This is a genomic window from Gordonia sp. 852002-50816_SCH5313054-c, from assembly GCF_001665925.1.
Taxonomy (GTDB): domain Bacteria; phylum Actinomycetota; class Actinomycetes; order Mycobacteriales; family Mycobacteriaceae; genus Gordonia; species Gordonia jacobaea.
Map to the genome: position 1 here is coordinate 64,094 of NZ_LZTE01000022.1, position 18,825 is coordinate 82,918.

At 66.6% G+C, this 18,825-nt stretch carries 15 protein-coding genes; 1 reads left to right on the forward strand and 14 read right to left on the reverse strand.

The window, feature by feature from the left end; all coding sequences use genetic code 11:
* Positions 1-35: 35 nt before the first annotated feature.
* Positions 36-497, reverse strand: a complete 462-nt coding sequence (locus tag A5788_RS02005) for a nitroreductase/quinone reductase family protein (RefSeq protein WP_064864551.1) — start codon at positions 495-497, stop codon at positions 36-38.
* Positions 498-613: 116 nt separating this feature from the next.
* Here A5788_RS02005 and A5788_RS02010 point away from each other — a divergent pair, with 116 nt between their 5' ends.
* A complete protein-coding gene (locus A5788_RS02010) occupies positions 614-1,336 on the forward strand; it encodes a TetR/AcrR family transcriptional regulator (RefSeq protein WP_082938079.1) in 723 nt (240 codons plus the stop codon).
* 23 nt (positions 1,337-1,359) lie between these two features.
* Here A5788_RS02010 and ileS read toward each other — a convergent pair whose 3' ends face one another.
* From ileS to murD, 13 genes are all read right to left on the reverse strand, one after another.
* Positions 1,360-4,548 carry an isoleucine--tRNA ligase gene (gene ileS / locus A5788_RS02015; protein WP_156525428.1) on the reverse strand — a complete coding sequence of 1,063 codons (3,189 nt, stop codon included), beginning with the start codon at positions 4,546-4,548 and terminating at the stop codon, positions 1,360-1,362.
* A gap of 480 nt (positions 4,549-5,028) precedes the next feature.
* Positions 5,029-5,991 carry a hypothetical protein gene (locus A5788_RS02020; RefSeq protein ID WP_064864543.1) on the reverse strand — a complete coding sequence of 321 codons (963 nt, stop codon included), beginning with the start codon at positions 5,989-5,991 and terminating at the stop codon, positions 5,029-5,031.
* Positions 5,992-6,024: 33 nt separating this feature from the next.
* Entirely contained in the window at positions 6,025-6,810 is a 786-nt protein-coding gene (gene wag31 / locus A5788_RS02025; protein ID WP_064863600.1) for a DivIVA-like cell division protein Wag31, read from the reverse strand.
* Positions 6,811-7,134: 324 nt separating this feature from the next.
* Positions 7,135-7,461, reverse strand: coding sequence for a YggT family protein (locus A5788_RS02030; protein ID WP_064863586.1), 327 nt, complete (start codon positions 7,459-7,461; stop codon positions 7,135-7,137).
* A 134-nt stretch (positions 7,462-7,595) separates the two neighbouring features.
* Complete coding sequence (locus A5788_RS02035; RefSeq protein ID WP_064863587.1) at positions 7,596-8,315, reverse strand: cell division protein SepF; 720 nt, start codon at positions 8,313-8,315, stop codon at positions 7,596-7,598.
* A gap of 96 nt (positions 8,316-8,411) precedes the next feature.
* Positions 8,412-9,158: a YggS family pyridoxal phosphate-dependent enzyme gene (locus A5788_RS02040; protein ID WP_064863588.1), complete on the reverse strand. Its 747-nt coding sequence runs from the start codon at positions 9,156-9,158 to the stop codon at positions 8,412-8,414.
* Positions 9,158-9,868 carry a peptidoglycan editing factor PgeF gene (pgeF, locus tag A5788_RS02045; protein ID WP_197494586.1) on the reverse strand — a complete coding sequence of 237 codons (711 nt, stop codon included), beginning with the start codon at positions 9,866-9,868 and terminating at the stop codon, positions 9,158-9,160. Before pgeF ends, A5788_RS02040 begins: the two co-directional genes overlap by 1 nt.
* A gap of 29 nt (positions 9,869-9,897) precedes the next feature.
* Positions 9,898-11,070 carry a cell division protein FtsZ gene (gene ftsZ, locus A5788_RS02050; RefSeq protein WP_005205614.1) on the reverse strand — a complete coding sequence of 391 codons (1,173 nt, stop codon included), beginning with the start codon at positions 11,068-11,070 and terminating at the stop codon, positions 9,898-9,900.
* Positions 11,071-11,796: 726 nt separating this feature from the next.
* Positions 11,797-12,462: a cell division protein FtsQ/DivIB gene (locus A5788_RS02055; RefSeq protein ID WP_197494584.1), complete on the reverse strand. Its 666-nt coding sequence runs from the start codon at positions 12,460-12,462 to the stop codon at positions 11,797-11,799.
* 32 nt (positions 12,463-12,494) lie between these two features.
* Complete coding sequence (murC, locus tag A5788_RS02060) at positions 12,495-13,982, reverse strand: UDP-N-acetylmuramate--L-alanine ligase (RefSeq protein WP_231894295.1); 1,488 nt, start codon at positions 13,980-13,982, stop codon at positions 12,495-12,497.
* Positions 13,983-14,074: 92 nt separating this feature from the next.
* A complete protein-coding gene (gene murG / locus A5788_RS02065; protein ID WP_064864540.1) occupies positions 14,075-15,412 on the reverse strand; it encodes an undecaprenyldiphospho-muramoylpentapeptide beta-N-acetylglucosaminyltransferase in 1,338 nt (445 codons plus the stop codon).
* 44 nt (positions 15,413-15,456) lie between these two features.
* Positions 15,457-17,253 carry a putative lipid II flippase FtsW gene (ftsW, locus tag A5788_RS02070; RefSeq protein ID WP_064864538.1) on the reverse strand — a complete coding sequence of 599 codons (1,797 nt, stop codon included), beginning with the start codon at positions 17,251-17,253 and terminating at the stop codon, positions 15,457-15,459.
* Positions 17,250-18,824 (reverse strand): UDP-N-acetylmuramoyl-L-alanine--D-glutamate ligase, encoded by a 1,575-nt coding sequence (murD, locus tag A5788_RS02075; protein WP_064864566.1) that lies wholly within the window; start codon positions 18,822-18,824, stop codon positions 17,250-17,252. Before murD ends, ftsW begins: the two co-directional genes overlap by 4 nt.
* Position 18,825: the final 1 nt, after the last annotated feature.

Below are 18,825 nucleotides of genomic sequence, written 5' to 3' on the forward strand. Positions count from 1 at the left end.
AGACTAAGCAGGTCGATCGGGGCTTCTTCAGGGACTTACCCGGTAGTCGCCCTGCCGACGGCGAAGACAGGGATCGACGCCGCGTGTGTGTGCAGTTGGTCGTCGGATGGGTCGGTGGTCATGCCGTCGGGCAGGAATCGGCCGACCTCCCACCCCCATCGCTTCAAGTACGCGCGGATGATCGGACCGCGATCGGCGACGTCGACCTCGGCGAGCGTCACCGTTCGATCGTTGCGGCCACGACGCAGGTGCGCGGTCCGCGCGGCTCGGGCATTGCGGACCCACTGGGTGTTGCCCCGTACCGCCACGAGGTACTCGCAGCCGTCGAACGCAATGGGATTCACCGGAATGCTTTGTGGTGTACCAGATTTTCGTCCGACGATGGTCAGTGTCTGCGCACCGGCGAGGTTGACCCCACGGTCGGCGAGCCAGCGCACGACGGAATTGAAGACGCGGTCCGAGCGGCCGGGCGTGACGTGGTGTTGCGTTGATTGCATGGCGGTTACTCCTCGACGTCGCAGATGATCCGAGAGCACCGCTCTCGATAATCGAGTGTGCGCCCGGCGTCGAGGAAATGCAAGAGCACCGCTCTCTGATCTGGCAGACTGTCGGCATGGGAACGGGAAAGACACGGGCCGACAATCGCGCGGCGATGGAGGCCGAGATCATGCGGCTCGGCCGCGAGCACCTGCGCACGCAGGGCGCTGCCGGGCTGTCACTACGGGCGATCGCTCGCGACCTCGGCGTCGTTTCCTCCGCGGTCTACCGGTACGTTCCCAGCCGCGACGAGCTGTTGACCCTGCTTCTGGTGGAGGGCTACAACGACCTCGCCGACACCGTCGACGCCGCCGCTGACGCTGACAATGACAACGACGCTGACCGCACAGCCGGGGCCGGCGGATCGCGGAAGCGCTTGCGGTGCATGGCCGTTGCGATACGCGGCTGGGCAGTCGACGACCCCGCGCGATGGGCGCTGCTCTACGGCAGTCCGGTGCCGGGGTACTCGGCGCCAGCCGAGCGCACGACGCCCCCGGGAACGCGCGTGGTCGGTCGACTCGTCGTCGAGTTGGCGGCCGCGCATCGGGACGGTGACCTGCGTGCGCAGCTGCCGCCGATCTCGCCGGAGGTCGCCGCCGACATGCGTCAGGTGATCGACGAGTTCGGCGTCGACGTGCCCGCAGAGGTCGTCGCCGCGGCGACAACCCTCTGGGCGACCATCATCGGCGGGATCAGCCTCGACGTCTTCGGACAGTACGGCGCCGACACCTTCGCTCACCCCGACGCGTTGTTCACCACGCAGGTCGACGCCGTCCTGTCGCTGCTGTTCGACGACTGACTGCCGCACCGACGGACTGCTGCTCAGCCCGCCTTGTTGACGTCTGCCGTCACCCCGTCGCCGAGTTCGATCGCACCCGCAGCCGAGTCGTCTGCCGATTCGACGACGAACGACGTCGCGAGCACCTCACCGGCAATCATGTCGGCGTGGCGGCGAGCCCATTCGAGTCGCTGCTCGGGCACCACGAAGCGCACCTCGATGCGATCCGACACGTCGAGCCCGAGATTGCGACGTGCCTCCTGGAGTTCACGCACGCGGTCCTTCGCCCAACCCTCTGACTCGAGGTCTTCGGTGACGTTGGTGTCGAGGACTACGAGTCCGCCGCCACCGGGGAGTTCGGCCGTCGAATCCGGTTCCTCCGCAACGAGTTTCCTGCTGTACTCGCCCGGTTCGAGGTCGATGCCGTCGGCCGACACGATCTCGGTACCGTCGTCGGCGGTCCGCACGCTCCAGTTCCCCGCCTTGACCGCCTTGATGACGCGCTGCACATCCCTGCCGAGGCGCGGTCCTGCGGCGCGCGCATTGACCGCGAGCTCGTAATGACCGTATTGATCTGCGTCAGTGGACAATTCCACCGACTTGACGTTCATCTCATCGGCGATCAGATCGGTGTAGGGCGCGAGGCGATCGGCGTTGGGCGACGCGACGGTCAACTGCGGCAATGGCAGTCGCACGCGGAGCTTGTTGGCCTTGCGCACGCTCGACGCCGTCGAGCACACCGCTTGCACGTCGTCCATCGCCGCAACGAGGTCGGGGTCGGCGGGCAGTTCGTCACTGGTCGGCCAGTCGGTCAGGTGCACCGACCGCTCACCGGTCAGCCCACGCCAGATGGCCTCGGTCGCCAACGGAAGCAGCGGTGCCGCAAGGCGACTCGCAACCTCCAGCACCGTGTACAGGGTGTCGAAAGCCTCCGGGTCCTCATCCTGGCCCGCCCAGAAACGTGCCCGCGAACGGCGCACATACCAATTGGTGAGCGACTCGACGAACTCGCGGAACGCATCACACGCCCCGGAGACGTCATACACGTCGAGGGCCTCGGTCATGGCGTCGCGCGTGACGGCGAGCTTCGCCAGGATGTACCGGTCGAGCACGTTCGACGAATCGGTGCGCCACGTGGCGGGCCGGTCGGCGTAGAGCTGCAGGAAGCTGTAGGCGTTCCACAACGGGAGCAGCGCCTGACGCACGCCCTCGCGGATTCCCTTCTCCGTCACCACGAGATTGCCGCCACGCAGGATCGGCGACGCCATCAGGAACCACCGCATCGCATCGCTGCCGTCGCGGTCGAACACCTCGTTGACGTCGGGATAGTTGCGCTTGGACTTCGACATCTTCTGGCCGTCGTCGCCGAGCACGATGCCATGCGCCGCAACGGTTCTGAATGCCGGACGATCGAACAGCGCAGTCGCGAGCACGTGCAGGTTGTAGAACCATCCACGCGTCTGGCCGTTGTACTCGACGATGAAGTCGCCCGGATTGTGTGCAGGCTCCGAACCGTCACTCGCCCCGTCGAACCATTCCGAGTTCTCGAACGGATAGTGCACCTGGGCGTACGGCATCGAGCCCGACTCGAACCAGCAGTCGAGGACCTCGGGAACGCGACGCATCGTCGAATTTCCGGTCGGGTCGTCGGGATTGGGCCGCGTCAGATCGTCGATGTAGGGGCGGTGCAAGTTGTTCGGGCGCACGCCGAAGTCGCGCTCGAGCTCATCGAGCGAGCCGTAGACGTCGGTGCGCGGGTACTCCGGGTCGTCGGAGACCCACACCGGGATCGGCGCGCCCCAGTAGCGGTTGCGGCTGATGTTCCAGTCGCGTGCACCCTCGAGCCACTTGCCGAACTGCCCGTCGCGGATGTGTGCCGGCGACCAGGTGATCTGCTTGTTCAGCTCGATCATGCGGTCCTTGATCGGGTCGACCGCGACGAACCACGACGGAACGGCCATGTAGATCAACGGCTTTCCCGACCGCCACGAGTGCGGGTAGGAGTGCTCGATGGTCTCGTGCCGCACCACACGCCCCTGGTGCCCGTCCGATCCGGCGAGGACGCGCGACCCACCGGCCTTGAGGTCCTTGATGATCGGCGCGTTGGCGTCGAACACCATGAGGCCCTCATACGGCGGCACCTGCGAGGTGAATCGGCCACCTGCGTCGAGTGGTTGCACGACCTCGATGCCGTTGGCCGTCGAGAGCTCCATGTCCTCCTCACCGAAAGCCGGTGCGAGATGGACGATTCCGGTACCGCTGTCGGTGGTCACGTAATCGCCGAGCAGTATGCGGTGAGCGTTGGGGTGCCCGACGAAGAAGTCGAACGGCGGTGTGTACGCCAGCCCCTCCAGGTCGCGCCCCTGATACGTGCCCAGCACCTCGGGGTCGACGATCTCCTTCGCGTAGCTGCCGAGCAGCGGCTCGGCGAGGAGGTACTCGCGCCCGTCCGCCGCACGCACATGCACATAGGAGACATCGGGATTGACGGCGATCGCGAGGTTCGACGGCAGAGTCCAGGGCGTCGTGGTCCAGATCAACGCATTGACCCCGTCCAGCGCCGCCAACGGACCGTCGGAGTCGACGACCAGCGGCATGCTCACGGTGAGAGCGGGGTCCTGGCGCATGCGGTACGCGTCGTCGAGCTTCGATTCCTGGTTGCTCAAGGGTGTCTGCTCGTACCAGGAGTACGGCAGCACGCGATAGCCCTGATAGATGAGGCCCTTGTCCCAGAGCCGCTTGAATGCCCACATCACCGACTCCATGAAGTCGATGTCGAGGGTCTTGTAGTCGTTGTCGAAGTCGACCCAGCGAGCCTGACGGGTGACGTAGTCGCGCCACTCGCCGGTGTAGCGCAGCACGGAGTCGCGACAGAAGTCGTTGAACTTCTCGACGCCCATCTTCTCGATCTCCGACTTATCGGTGATCCCGAGTTGACGTTCGGCCTCGAGTTCTGCGGGCAGTCCGTGGGTGTCCCAGCCGAATCGCCGCTCGACCTTCTTGCCGCGCATCGTCTGGTACCGCGGTACCAGATCCTTCACGTAACCGGTCAGCAGGTGACCGTAGTGGGGCAGGCCGTTGGCGAACGGAGGCCCGTCGTAGAAGACGAACTCCGGAGCGTCGGCTCGATTGGCGATGGATGCGGCGAATGTGTCGTCGTTCTTCCAATAGTCGAGAACGTTGAGCTCGACGTCGGGGAAAGATGGCGCACCACTACGTATGCCGCCGGTCATGTCGACGACCGGGTACACACGTGTTGCCGATTCTGACTGCTCGCTCACGCTGACTCCTCGTGCCTGGCTCGCACGTCCACTAGGACGTGTGCATCTGCTCTTGGCACGGGGACGCACGACGTGTGCGCGGTACCACCCCGCTTGCATCGGACTGGTCCGATGCCGCTCATGGCCCTCTCGGATCGGCAGGCGAACAACGCCGGATGCTCACACACCCGGAGTGCTCCAACACTCCCAACCGAATGGACCTGCGGCTATGACGGGCCACTCCCGCCCGGTTCTACTGGGACGCTCACCGACTCACACGATGCGTGACGAGAATCCGTTCTTCCGGATGCTCCCCGGTGATGGCCGGATCATTGCGCTTCCAGTGTAGCGACCGCGGCTACCCGGCCACGAATCGACCGTGGTCGATGCCCTGGGTGTCGTCGCCTGGGTGTCGACGCCGCAGGGGATTCCCCAGGGCTGGATCGGTCGGGATCAGTCGAGCGGCGGACGCCAGTTGGGATCGAGAGGATCGAAACGTCCGGTTCCGCTCCCCTGCTCACGCTCGGGTTGCTCCCAGGGTCGATCAGAAGGTTTGCCATCGTCGGACGGCGGTTGCTGTATGCCTCGCGGCTGCTCACGCTCTGGCTGTCGGGGCGCCGCGCCAGGACGCTGCTGGTCGCCACCCGGCCTCTGCTGGCTGTAGGGCTCGCGCCCCTGGGGATATGGGCGCCGGGGATACGGCTGCTGCGGGTACCCCTGCGCGGCCGGACCCTGCGTTGGCATCTGCGCGGGAGGTGCTTGCCGCGGGGGCTGCTGGTACCCCTGCGCCGGCGGGCGCTGACCGGGGCGCCCCTGCTGGGGCGGCGCCTGCTCGTCCGGCGTCGACGGCCTGCGGAATCCGCCGGTTGCGGGATCGCCGCCGACAGCGCGCAGATAGTCGTCGTAGTTGCCTTCACGCGAGGACTGCGCAGACTCTCCCGTGCCGAATGCATTCGTCCGTGGATTCTCGCCGGGATCCGGATTCGACGCTGCGTCGGCGGATGAACCCGGCCGCCCGCCGGGTTTGATCACACCCTGCCACGACGACTGCGGAGGGGACTCGCGTCGTGCAGCGGGAGACGGACCGGAAATGCCCGAGCCGCCGTCGAACACATTACCACCGTCGGGGGGATCGTCGTCGGAGAGATCACTCTCGGCGGCGACGCTACGGGAGCGACGTCCCTCGGGACGCTCCCCTGTGTCGGACTCGTCGACCTGATCATCACTGCCGACCTGGTCATCATTGCCGACCTGGTCATCTTTTCGGCCGGAACCGATGATGTCGACGATCAGGAACGCCAGGCCGATGAGGCAGACGACGATGCACGCCACCGCCAGCCACACCGTGCCGGTGATCAACCCGACGATGAGCAGCACGAAGCCCACGAGGGTGGCCGCGAGCGCCAGACTCAGCACGTCATCTGCCTAATGACCGTCCGCCGGCACCGATCAGCTCTGCGAGTAGCTGCTGAAGCCGCCGTTACCGGGATCCGACGAGAAGGACTGATCGGAGCGCCCGTTCTCGACAGGCGCGGCACTGCCGCGCTGCTGTAGCTCTTCGAGCTGGGACTCGAGATAGGTCTTGAGGCGTGTGCGGTACTCACGCTCGAACGTCTTGAGCTGCTCGATACGTCCCTCGAGGACGCCGCGCTGCTGGTTGATGGTGCCCATGATCTCGCTGTGCTTACGCTCGGCGTCGCTCTGCAGCGCGTCGGCACGTTCCTGCGCCTGACGCAGCTGAGCCTCCGACCTCGTCTGCGAGTCGGCGAGGATTGCTTCGGCCCGCTGACGCGAATCGTTCAGCAGAGCGTCGGACTTCGTCTGCGCCTCGGACACCATGGCGTCCGCGCGCGAACGGGCATCCGCGAGCAACGTGTCGGCTTCCTGGCGAGCCGAACCCGTCAGGCGATCGGCGGTGTCCTGCGCGAGAGCGAGAACCCGAGCAGCTCGGATGTTCGAGTCGTCGTCGGACACCTGTGTCGAATCATCGGTCGTCGGTGTCGAGTCGGACGACGAGGATGCGTCGGCGGTCCCACTGCCGGACTTGGCGTCGGCGAGCTCACCCTCGAGCTCTTCGACGCGCTGCTTGAGGTCGCTGTTCTCTTCGATCAGGCGAGCGAGCTCGGCTTCGACGAAGTCGAGGAACTGATCGACCTCGTCCTCGTTGTAGCCGCGCTTACCGATCGGCGGTTTGCTGAACGCGACGTTGTGCACATCAGCTGGTGTCAGCCGCATGTCGGTTCCCCTCATTGTCGTTAGAGCGTTGGGTCGGCTCGAGCTTGGTGTCGTCCGAGCTTGGTCTTCAGTTGGGCGGATACGTCACAGCCTATGTGTACAGACTGTCACTCAATATTCATACCAGTCAAAATCCGTAACTGGCGTCTCATCCTGTCACATCTGAACCGCTTGTCGCATATGTTCGATGCCGTCCTGCAATGCAACAGTCACTCGATGATGACACTCAACGGTAGAACATCGGCTCGACGAGCGGCAGTCGGATCATGACGTCGGATCGTGTTCAACCGACGTTCACCGAGCGCCCGAGCTCCGATCAGCTGGTCAGAGGAGTGCGCTCGCCAGCGCCGAGGCCGCTGCATTGTTGGCCAGCCCTCGCATGACCGACATGAGGATGAGTACGACGATCATCACGATCATCAGCGAGAGATCGAGCCGAACCGGACCGAGCGGAATCGGAGGCAGTATGCGCCTAAGCGCCTTGATCGGCGGGTCGGTGACAGTGAATACCGCCTCGATGATCACAACTGCAATACCCCTCGGTCGCCATTCACGCGCGAAGGTGCGCACCAATTCGATGACGAGGCGTGCAAGCAGGAGCAGCCAGTAGATGAACAGCACGATGTAGAGGACTTCGAACAGTATCGCCACGAGTCAAGAGTGCCTGATATGTCGGGCGCGCTGCACCCCAGGTACCGCTGACCTGGTGCGCGCGAGCAGATGTGGGGGCCGAACGAGCATCGGCGGGCGAACCGAGTGCGATTCGCCCGCCGAATACGTCGATGTCAGCCGTGGTTGTAGAAGCCTGTCGCGGCGATCTTCTTGCGATCCTCCGCAGAGACGTCGATGTCGGCCGGTGAGAGGAGAAACACCTTCGTGGCGACTTTGTCGAACGAGCCACGCAGCGCGAAGGCGAGACCGGCCGCGAAGTCGACGAGGCGCTTCGCGTCGTCGTTGCTCATGTCGACGAGATCCATGATGACCGGGTTGCCGTCACGGAACCGCTCGCCGATCGTGCGTGCTTCGCTGTAGTCGGCGGGGCGCAGCGTCGTGATCTTGTGCAGCGGACCGTCGGCGAAGACCTGCTCGAGATCGGGACTCGCAGAGGCCGACACCGCTGCGGCGCGGTGCGGGGCCGCACTCGACCGCTGCAGCGGCTCGAGGCGCGAGACCGGGCGGGGACGCTCGACCGGCTCGGAGTGTCGCGGACCCGCGTAGGTGTAGTCGCCCTGGTACCCCTGCTCGTAGCCGGGTGCCGAATCGAAGCCTGGTCCGAATCGTCGCTCGTCGTAGCCTGCGTCGGCAGCCTCGCGGTAGCCGGGGTCTGCGTAGGAATCCCCGTAGCCGTCACGCAGCGGAGCCTCGCCGTAGTAGTCGTCGCGGTACACGCGCTCACGCGACATCGACCGCACCGGACCCGGTCCGGGCTCGTCGAAGTAGTCGTCCTCGTACTCGCTCGGAGGCACCATGCCGAAATATGCCTTGAACTTCTGCATCGTGGTCATGTGAGGGGCCTCTCTGGTCATCCGACACCCGCGGCGGGTTCGCGAGTGTTGTCAGTGTGGAGTTTGTTCTCGTTGGTTCGCATGTGACCAATGTGACTAGTGAGAGATTAACGGCCGCGGACCCATGATTGCGGTACCGACACGCACGCATGTCGATCCATGTGCGACGGCACTTTCGAGATCCGACGACATACCCGCCGAGAGTCCGGTCGCCTGGGGAAACCGGGTCCGAAACCGTTCGTGCGCCTGCGCCGTTCGTGCCATCCACTCGTCGACGTCGCCGTCGAGCGGCGCGATCACCATCAGCCCGCGCAGCGCCAGCGAGTCGCTCGCCTCGACCCTGTCGGCCAACTCGGGAAGCTCTTCCTCAAGCGCTCCACCCCTGGTGGGATCGCCGTCGAGGCTCAGTTGGAGATAGATCCCCAGCGGCGTGCCCCGCTCACCGTCGTCGAGGGCGGACCTACTTGCTGTCGCCAGATGATCGATGAGTTTGTCGCGGTCGACCGAATGCACCGCACGTGCCCATCGGGCGACGGTGCGCGCCTTCTTGGTCTGCACCGAACCGATCATGTCGAATGCGACGTCGCCGAGATCGCCACCCGCATCCGCGCGCAGTTCGTCGATTTTGCGGCTCGCCTCAGGCTCCCGCGACTCGCCGAAGTCCTTCTCGCCCAACGTGATCAATCGCGCGACATCTTCGGCTGGGAAGAACTTGGTCACGACGAGCAACTCCACGTCACCTCGTCGTCGCCCAGCAGCATCGACCGCGGCGTCGAGACGTGTGCGCACAGCCGACAGCGACTCCGACAGTTGGGCCGTGCGCTCATCGTCGTGTGCAGTCATCACGACTCGGGACTCGGGTCGATCCAGATGACCGATGCGAGCCTGCCCGTCGGCGCGCCGCGTCGGTGACTGAAAAGGTGCGCGTCTTCGATCGTGCACCGCGGATCCTCTGCCACCGCGGCGACACCCAGCGCAAGCAGTTGCCGACGCAATCCAGCCCGAAGATCGAGTCCCGGGGTGCGCTTGTCGGTCAGACAGGCACTGCCCGGTAGATGCTCTTCGACGTCGCGCTGCATCGCAGCGGGAACCTCGTATTGGCGTCCACACGCGGCAGGTCCGAGAAATGCGCCGATCCGCTCGGGGCGCGCACCCAACGAAATCATCACGCGCAGCGTTTCCGGGACGATCCCGATGCGCGCTCCCACCCGTCCGGCATGTACTCCGGCGATCACACCCGCCTCGTCGTCGCTCAACAGAACCGGCACACAGTCGGCACTGAGAACCGCCAGCGCAAGCCCTGGCGTCGTCGTCACCAGCGCGTCGGTGGCCTCGACGGCGTGGCCGACAGGAGCGTCGACCACTGTGACGTTGCGACTGTGAATCTGTTCCATCCAGACGACGCGGTCGGCGGCGAGACCCAACTGCGACGCGAGCCGAGACCTGTTCGCCGCGACGGCATCCGGGTCGTCGCCGACATGATCGCCCAGATTGAACGAGTCGTAGGGCGGTTTCGACACACCGCCGTCCCGGGTGGTCACCACACGACGCACCCGGGGCGTGATCGGCCCGCTCACGTTCGTCAGCGCTTCATGAACGACGGCACGTCGACGTCATCGTCGTCGAGCGTGACGCTGTTGCGACGGGGCGGCGACGCCTGGCGATCGGCGAACGGGTCACCAGCGCCCTCCTGCGGCATCTTCCCGAAGAGCGGGTCGGTCTTCTCCGCGGGGTTCACGGTGCCCGCCTGGCCAGCTCCGACGGCCGTCTTGCCGACGGCCGCGGGGGCGTCGGTGCGCTTGCGCGGGGTACCGCCGTCGAATCCTGCCGCGATGACCGTGACGCGCACCTCGTCGCCGAGGTTGTCGTCGATGACCGTGCCGAAGATGATGTTGGCGTCCTCGTGTGCGGCTTCCTGCACCTGCGTCGCGGCGTTGTGGATCTCGAAGAGACCCAGGTCGCTACCACCGGCGATGGACATCAGCACACCACGCGCGCCCTCCATCGACGACTCGAGCAGCGGCGAGTTGATCGCAGCCTCGGCCGCCTTGCGTGCACGCTCCTCACCACGCGACGACCCGATGCCCATGAGCGCCGAACCTGCGTCGCTCATGACGCCTTTGACGTCGGCGAAGTCGACGTTGATCAGGCCGGGGGTAGTGATCAGATCCGTGATGCCCTGCACGCCGTTGAGGAGTACCTCGTCGGCGCTGCGGAAGGCGTCCATGAGGCTGACCTGGGCATCGCCCAACTGCAGAAGGCGGTCGTTGGGGATGACGATGAGGGTGTCGCAGGACTCGCGCAGGGCGGTGATACCGGCCTCTGCCTGTCCTCCGCGACGCTTGCCCTCGAAGCCGAAGGGTCGGGTGACGACACCGACGGTCAGGGCACCCAGCTTGCGTGCGATCGACGCGACCACCGGCGCACCTCCGGTGCCGGTGCCGCCGCCCTCGCCCGCGGTCACGAAAACCATGTCGGCGCCCTTGAGGAGCTCTTCGATCTCATCGCGTGCGTCCTCGGCGGCCCGACGGCCGACCTCGGGGTCGGCGCCTGCTCCGAGGCCGCGCGTCGAATCACGACCCACGTCGAGCTTGACGTCGGCATCACTCATCAACAGCGCCTGCGCGTCGGTGTTGATGGCGATGAACTCCACGCCCTTGAGGCCCTGCTCGATCATTCGGTTGACGGCGTTCACGCCGCCGCCGCCGATGCCGACGACCTTGATCACGGCCAGGTAGTTGTGCGGTGGCGTCATGGCGCTCGCCTTCCTTATCGATCCAAAACCCTAAACCTGAACCATAGATTTAGAGTTATGTCAAGTGGTCTGTTGCCGAGAACGCTATGCACCCACTGGCCCAGGAGCCAGCAGGCGGCGCGGCGTGTCGCTGTGTTTTTTGGCGCGGCTGCGTGGTGCGCCCTAGTCGCGTTCTTCCTCCTCCCTCACATCGTCGCTGTGTTTATCGGCGCGGCGGAGTGGTGCGCCTCTAGTCGCGTTCTTCCTCCTCCCTCGCATCGTCGCTGCGCTCCTCGCTCGCTCGTCGTCCAGAACGCGACGGCGCACCACTCCGCCGACGCGTTCCCGCGCCCGCTCACCACTCCACCGACGCCGCGACCTGCTCGCGGCGGGCTCGGTCGGGTGGGTGGGTGATCTCGACAAGCTCGATCAGCGAAGGATCGACTCGATCAGCGAAAGCGACGACGCGACCACTCGACCGACCCCACACCCGTCGAACTGCACGCCCGGCGAGCGCGCCGTGCCTGCACGACGAAGAGCGACGAGCGTAGCGACGATGCGATGAGGAGGAAGGCACGGCGCTAAAAGCTCGCCGGGCCCGCGGCGGCGGAGCCGACGCCAAAAACTCTGCACCCCCGGCGAGCGCGCCGTGCCTGCACCACGAAGAGCGAGGAGCGTAGCGACGATGCGATGAGGAGGAAGGCACGGTGCTAGAGCTCGCCGGGCATGCGGCGGCGAAGCCGCCGCCTATTTGACAGCCGGGAAGTCCGGACTCGACACGTTGTATTCGGATGCCTTGCGCGGCAGCAGGTATCCGAGGGTCCGCGCCTTCTCGTCGCCTCTGGCCGAATCGCCCCAGACGACCTTGCGGTTGCCCTTGAGGGTGAACTTGATGTCGACGGGCGAGGATGCGTCGATCGCCGTCACCTGCTCCGAGATGTCGTCGGGTAGTCCCGCGGTTGCCTTCATGGCTGCGACGGTTGTCGGGTCCGATGGTCCGGGGTTGGGCGTGGTGAACACGGGAAGTGCGGCGTACTCGCCGGGCAGCCCTCTGGTGGCGTAGGTCAGGTATGAGACGCCGGTGCGGTCGAGGACGTGCACTTTGTCGCCGTCGACGACCCTGGCGGTCGGTTGCCGCTCGACAACCGTGATCAACAGCGACGACGGGTATTCACGCTGGACGCGCGCGGACTCGATCGATGGGATCGCCGCGATCCGCTGCGCGACGACACGGGTGTCCACGCGTAGCAGCGGTGTCCCCGACGCGACGTCAGCGGCGTGGAGAATCTCGCCGGTCTGCACACCTTTGGCACCCTCGATGGTGGTACTGCGCACCGACATCAGCGGCGTGAAGAACGCGACGAGAACGAGTCCCACGACGACGATCACGACAGCACCGACCCCGAGCAGCATGCGCGCTCCTCGACGTTCCGGCAGGAACCGGGTCACGAGGTGCCCTCGCCTCCCCTGGTGGTCCGCGATGCCGCGCGGGTGTCGTCAAGTGCGGCAAGGATTTCGGGTCCCTGCATGGTGATGTCTCCGGCGCCGAGGGTCAGCACGATGTCGCCGGGCCGCGCGATCGACGCGACGAGCCCGGCAAGCGTCGAGAGATCCGGGACGAACCGGTGGTTCCCGGTCAGTCTGTCCGTAATGCTCCGACCGCTCACACCGGGAATCGGTGCCTCACGTGCCCCGTAGACGTCGGCGACGATCACTTCGTCTGCGGCGTCGAGAGCCGAGGCGAACTCTTCCGCGAATTCTTCTGTGCGCGAATACAAGTGGGGCTGGAACACGGCGATCACCCGCCCGTTGCCGGCATCGCGGGCGTGGTCGCCGACTCCCCGGGCCACGACACCCCGTGCTGCGGCAAGCACTGCGGCGACCTCGGTCGGGTGGTGGGCGTAGTCGTCGTACACCGAGACGCCCACCGCACTGCCCTTGTATTCGAAGCGACGTCGGACACCGCCGAACGCCTCGACTCCAGCGACGACCTCGGCCAGCTCGCCGCCCGCGCATACCGCACCGAGGATCGCGCCAAGGCTGTTGCGCGCCATGTGGATTCCCGGGGTCGTGAGAGTGATCGGGACCTCGATAGCGGTGTCGGCAACCGGCTGTGTGAACCTCACATCGGCCACCCCGCCACTCCCCTGCGGCGCCCACGAAAGCAGCGTGGCCGCCGGGATGACATCTGGGATGGAGACCGTGTCGGCGTCGGTGCCGTACCCGAGCACCCGGACACCGCGCGCGGTCAGCTCGGAGGCACGTCGCTGCGCGAGTGCCACGGTCCCCGGATCGTCGAGGCAGACGATGAGCGTGCCGCCCGGCCGGATCTTCTCGGTGAACTCGTCGAACACCGCGACGTACGCTTCGACGCTGCCGAAGAAGTCCAGATGGTCGACTTCGATGTTGGTGATCACCACGATGTCGGGGGTGTACTCGAGGAGCGACCCGTCGCTCTCGTCGGCCTCCGCGACGAATACGTCGCCGCTACCGTGATGGGCGTTGGTACCCGACTCGTTGAGCTCGCCGCCGATCGCGAATGACGGATCGAGCCCTGCGTGCTGCAGTGCGACGACAGCCATCGACGTCGTCGACGTCTTGCCGTGTGTTCCGGCGACGAGCAGCGTGCGGTGGTCGGCCATCACTCCCGCGAGGACGTGGGGCCGCAACAGGATCGGGATCCCACGCTCGCGTGCCGCGACGAGTTCCGGATTGGTCTTGGGTATTGCGGCGTGCGTCGTGACGACGACGGTCGGACCGCCGGGCAGCACGTCGAGTGCAGCGGCGTCGTGACCGATCGTAATCTCGGCGCCACGCGCACGCAGCGCGATGATTCCGCGACTGGTCTTGGCATCCGATCCCGACACCTGACCACCTCGGGACAGCAGAATGCGCGCCAGGCCCGACATTCCGGCCCCACCGATTCCGACCATGTGGACTCTACGGAGCTCTTCTGGCAGCGGGGCAGCTCCCGGCTCGGGCTGTGCTGGGGATCCGGGGTGTGCGGGGGTCACATCGTCGATTGTCACCGCTCGCGAGCCGATTCGGTCGAACGAAACGCCGCCCCGTCATCGGGATCACCGGGTTTGCGCGCGCCCTCATCGCGAGCATCCGACGCTCGATCATCGGTCGCGGCCGGTGCGCTCGCGTCGGCCTCTGCCGCCTCGACGCGCTGCGCGGCGCGCGCCCGACGTCCGGGCCGATGCGACGCAGCGAGGTCGAGGGCCGCACGTGCCACCGCATTCGCGGCGTCGCCGTGGCCCGTCCCGAACGCGGACGCCGACATCGCGGCGAGCCGTTCCGGATCGCCGAGGAGTGCGGGAACCTCCGCGGCCACCCAGTCCGCGGTGACCTCGTCATCGGCCACCAGCACCCCACCACCGGCTTCGACGACCGGCAGCGCGTTGAGCCGCTGTTCGCCGTTGCCGTGCGGAAGGGGCACGTAGATCGCGGGGAGCCCGGTAGCCGACACCTCGGCAACCGTCATCGCGCCCGACCGACACATCACGAGATCGGCGGCCGCATAGGCGAGGTCCATGCGTTTGAGATATCCGACGGCCCGATACGGCGGAGCGCCCTCGGGTGACACCGGATCGATCGTGTTCTTGGGTCCATACGCGTGCAACACGCCGATCCCGGCGCGCCCCAACGCGTCAGCAGCACCCGCGACCGCCTCGTTGAGTCGTTGCGCCCCCTGCGATCCGCCGAATACGAGCAGGGTCGGGGCGTCCTCGTCGAGGCCGAAGTAGTGGCGGGCCTTGGCGCGCAGACCCTTGCGGTCGAGGTCAGCGATGACGCCGCGCACCGGGATACCGACCACCTCGGCGCAGTCGAGTCCAGAGCCGTCGACCGCGGCCATCACGACGTCGGCGAAGCGGGCGCCGACCTTGTTCGCGACACCGGCACTGGCATTGGCTTCGTGGATCACGATCGGCAGACGTCGACTCGGCCGCAAATGTGCCCTGGCCGCGAGGTAGGCGGGCATCGAGACGTATCCGCCGAATCCGACGACGACGTCGGCCTTCACGTCGGCGAGGACCTTGCGGGTTGCGAGCACCGAGCGCAACAACCGCGCGGGTGTCTTCGCGAGTTCGACGCCGGGCTTACGTGGCAGCGGGACGGGCGGGATCAGCGCGAGGTCGTAACCGCGTTCGGGAACGAGCGTCGTCTCGAGTCCACGAGAGGTGCCCAGTGCGGTGATCCGTGCGGAGGGATCGAGTCTGTGCACCGCATCCGCTACCGCAAGTGCCGGTTCGATGTGACCGGCGGTGCCGCCACCGGCGACCACAACCGACAGCTTTCGGTCACTGCCTCCCGCAGCCCCGTGGTCGGTTGTCGTGACCCGTGTTTCGTCCGGACCCATACGGTCTGCACTCCGTTCACATCTGTTCTGCTCACCTCGGGAGATCAGCGACCGGTGCCCGACCACCGCGACCCACCCGACATCTTGTCAGCTCGCCCGGTGTGACCGGAATAGCGCCCCGAGTCCGACCGCGACGCCCCCGTCGACGACCCTGTTCGCGTCGAACTCGGCACTCCCCTGCCCGTCGCGCGACGGGCGGATTGGCTTGCACGAGCGGACTCTGACGATCGTCGCGATGGGTTCTGTCGCTCGTGACCACGGGCGTCGTCCCGACGCTGTTGGCGGCCTGAATACCCGACACGGTAGTCGAGACGGACCGGACCCGACCGAGGTGCCCCGCGTCGATCGACGGGTGGACTCGGCTCCGGCGCCGCACCGAAGAAGCGCACGCCGATCGCGCGACGCCAGGCGGGTACCCGATTGGGTGTCGCAGAACGTCGTCCACCGGACGAGGCCGGTGCGCGGCGATCACGCGTGTCGAGACGATTCCGCGCGCTCTCGGCCCGGGTCGGCTTGTAGGCAACAGGCGTCGGCAAGCGGAACCAGCGGCTGACGCGACTGCGCTGGCCGGTCGTCAATGCGGCGACGGCCTCGGGCTCATGACGCGCGGCATTGGCCAACAGGCCGAGCATCGCCAACACCGTCAACGTCGACGTACCGCCCGCCGACAACAGCGGCAACTGGATTCCGGTCACCGGCAGCAGCCCGATGACGTATCCGATGTTGATGAAGGCCTGCGCAGTGATCAGGACCGTGATGGTCGACGTCATCAGCCGCAGGAACGGGTCGGTGCAGCGGTGAGCGATACGGAAGCCGGTGAACGCCAGCACGACGAACAGGAAGACGACGAGCAGTCCGCCGATCAACCCGAGTTCCTCGCCGATGATCGCGAAGATGAAGTCGTTGTGCGCGTTGGGCAGGTAGTTCCACTTGGCGCGGCTCTGACCGAGTCCGACTCCGAAGACGCCGCCGTTGGCCAACGCGAACGTCGCCTGCCGCGCCTGGTAGCCGGCACCTTGCGGATCGTCGATGCCACCGAGGAAGCTCATCACGCGCTGCGACCGGTAGCTCTCGACGAGCGCCAGGACGACGGCGATGCCGACACCGGTGATGACGAACGCCGCGAACACCTTGATCGGCAGCCCTGCGAACCAGAGCAGAGCACCGACGATGATCGCGATGGTGATCGTCGTCGAGAGGTTGGGCTCGAGAATGATCAGCAGGCAGATCAGCAGGCCGACCGGCACGAGAGGCACGAGCAGCTCGCGCAGCGACGAGTTGTCGCGTCGACGTGACGCGAGCAGATGCGCGCCCCAGACACAGAGCGCGACCTTGACCAGCTCGGACGGCTGCACCGAGAGGCCGTTGATGTCGAACCAGCGGCGCGCACCCTGGCTGAGGGTGCCGATTCCCGGCACGAGGACGAGCGCCAACATGATCGTCGTGGCGGCGATCAGCGGGACCGCCATGCGACGAAAGAATCGCACCGGCATGCGCAACGTGAGGTAGAAGACGACCGCACCGAGCACCACGAAGATGACCTGATTGGCGAACAAACCGTAGGCCGACCCGTCCGCGGAATAGCCCTCCACCGACGACGCCGAGAGCACCATGATCAGACCGAACGATGTCATCAGTGCTGCCATCGTCAGGACCAGGTGGTAAGACGCCAATGGCCGGCTCAGGAGATTGCGGACGCCCTCGACCAGCGTCGCGGGAATGGCGGCAGCATCGCTGCGTGAGCGCGGAGCTTTGGGCGCGGTACGTCGTTTCGACGCACGCGGGGAGTCAGAGCCGGCGCTCTTCGCCTCGGTCGACGCGTCTTCTTGTGTCGCCGTCACGGCTGCGTCGCCCGGGGAGCACTCCCCGGCAACGAGCGCGCGGCGGCCGCGAAGGCATCACCGCGTCGTCCGTATCCGGGAAACATGTCCAGCGACGCCGCCGCAGGTGCCAGAAGCACTGCGTCGGGGCGCGGATCGTCGGCCGTGGCCAGCGTCCACGCCTCCGCGACGGCACGGTTCATCACCGCGGTCGCGAGGTCGTCGGAGTTCCCGGGGGCGTCGAATGGGGGTTGTCCCCCGCTCGACACCGGATCCGTTTCTGATCCGAGGGCGCGCTGTGCAATCACACCGCCATCGTCTCCTGTGAATACTGTGACTGTTGGGACTTTTGGGGCGTGTCGCGAAATCGCGTCGACAATGATCGCCCGGTCTCGCCCAATCGCGACAACTCCGGCCAGTCGATCCGCGGAGCCCGTGATCATGTCGTCGACCGACGCACCCTTCAACAGCCCGCCCGCGATGAGCACGACGCGACGGTGTGCACCGATCGCCGCCGCGGCCGCGTGCGGATTGGTGGCTTTCGAATCGTCGACGAAGTCGATGCCGTCGATCGTCACGACCACCTCACCCCGATGCGCCGCGGGACGAAACGCGCTCAACGCCCGACCGATCGCCGACGGCGCGACGCCGATCGCCAGCGCCAACGCCGCGGCCGCCAGGGCGTCGGACACTCCCGACGGCCCCGGGGGGTGAATCGCCGTCGCGGCGATCAGAGGCGTACCCCCGGACTGGCCGTCCTGCTCAGCGGTGAACGCCCGATCGATCAGCTCACCATCGACGACGCCGAGCTCACCCGGTGCGGGCTCGCCGAGGCTGAACCCGACGCGCCGTCCCGGCACGGGAAGGCCCGCGGCGACGGCGTCGTCGAGGCCGACGACACCCACGTCGCCGTGCAGCGCGATCTGTTTGTCGGCCGCGTACGCGGCGAACGATCCGTGCCAGTCGAGGTGATCGTCGGCGATGTTGAGCACGACACCCGCATCGGGAGTGATCGACGGCGCCCAGTGAAGCTGGAACGACGACAACTCGGCGCACAGCACATCGACCCTAGGTTGCGTCTGCATCGCGTCAAGCACAGGCAATCCGATGTTGCCGCACGCTGCGGCGGCGCGGCCGCTCTCGACGACGATGTCGGTCAGCATCGACGTCGTCGTGGTCTTTCCGTTGGTTCCGGTCACGACCAGCCACGTGCGGGGAGCGCCGAGCAGCCCGGCACGGTCGACCCGCCACGCGAGCTCGACCTCGCCCCACACGGGGATCTCGTGCTCGGCTGCTGCGACCATCAGCGGATTGGTCGGCGCGAACCCGGGCGAAGCGATGAGGAGGTCGGTCGTCGCCACCCAGGAGTCGTCGGCCAGGAGCTCGGCGATCGAGATGAGACGGGCGCCGGCGGTCCGCGCGGCATCGGCTCCGACCACACCGGTCGGCTCTACCTCACCGAATCTGTCGTCGGCGATCGTGACCCGAGCGTCGACTCCGAGGAGGAATCGTGCCGCCGACATCCCCGCTGTGCCTGCGCCCGCGACGAGCACGCGCCTGCCGCGCAGATGCAGCTCCGACGATGAGGTCATC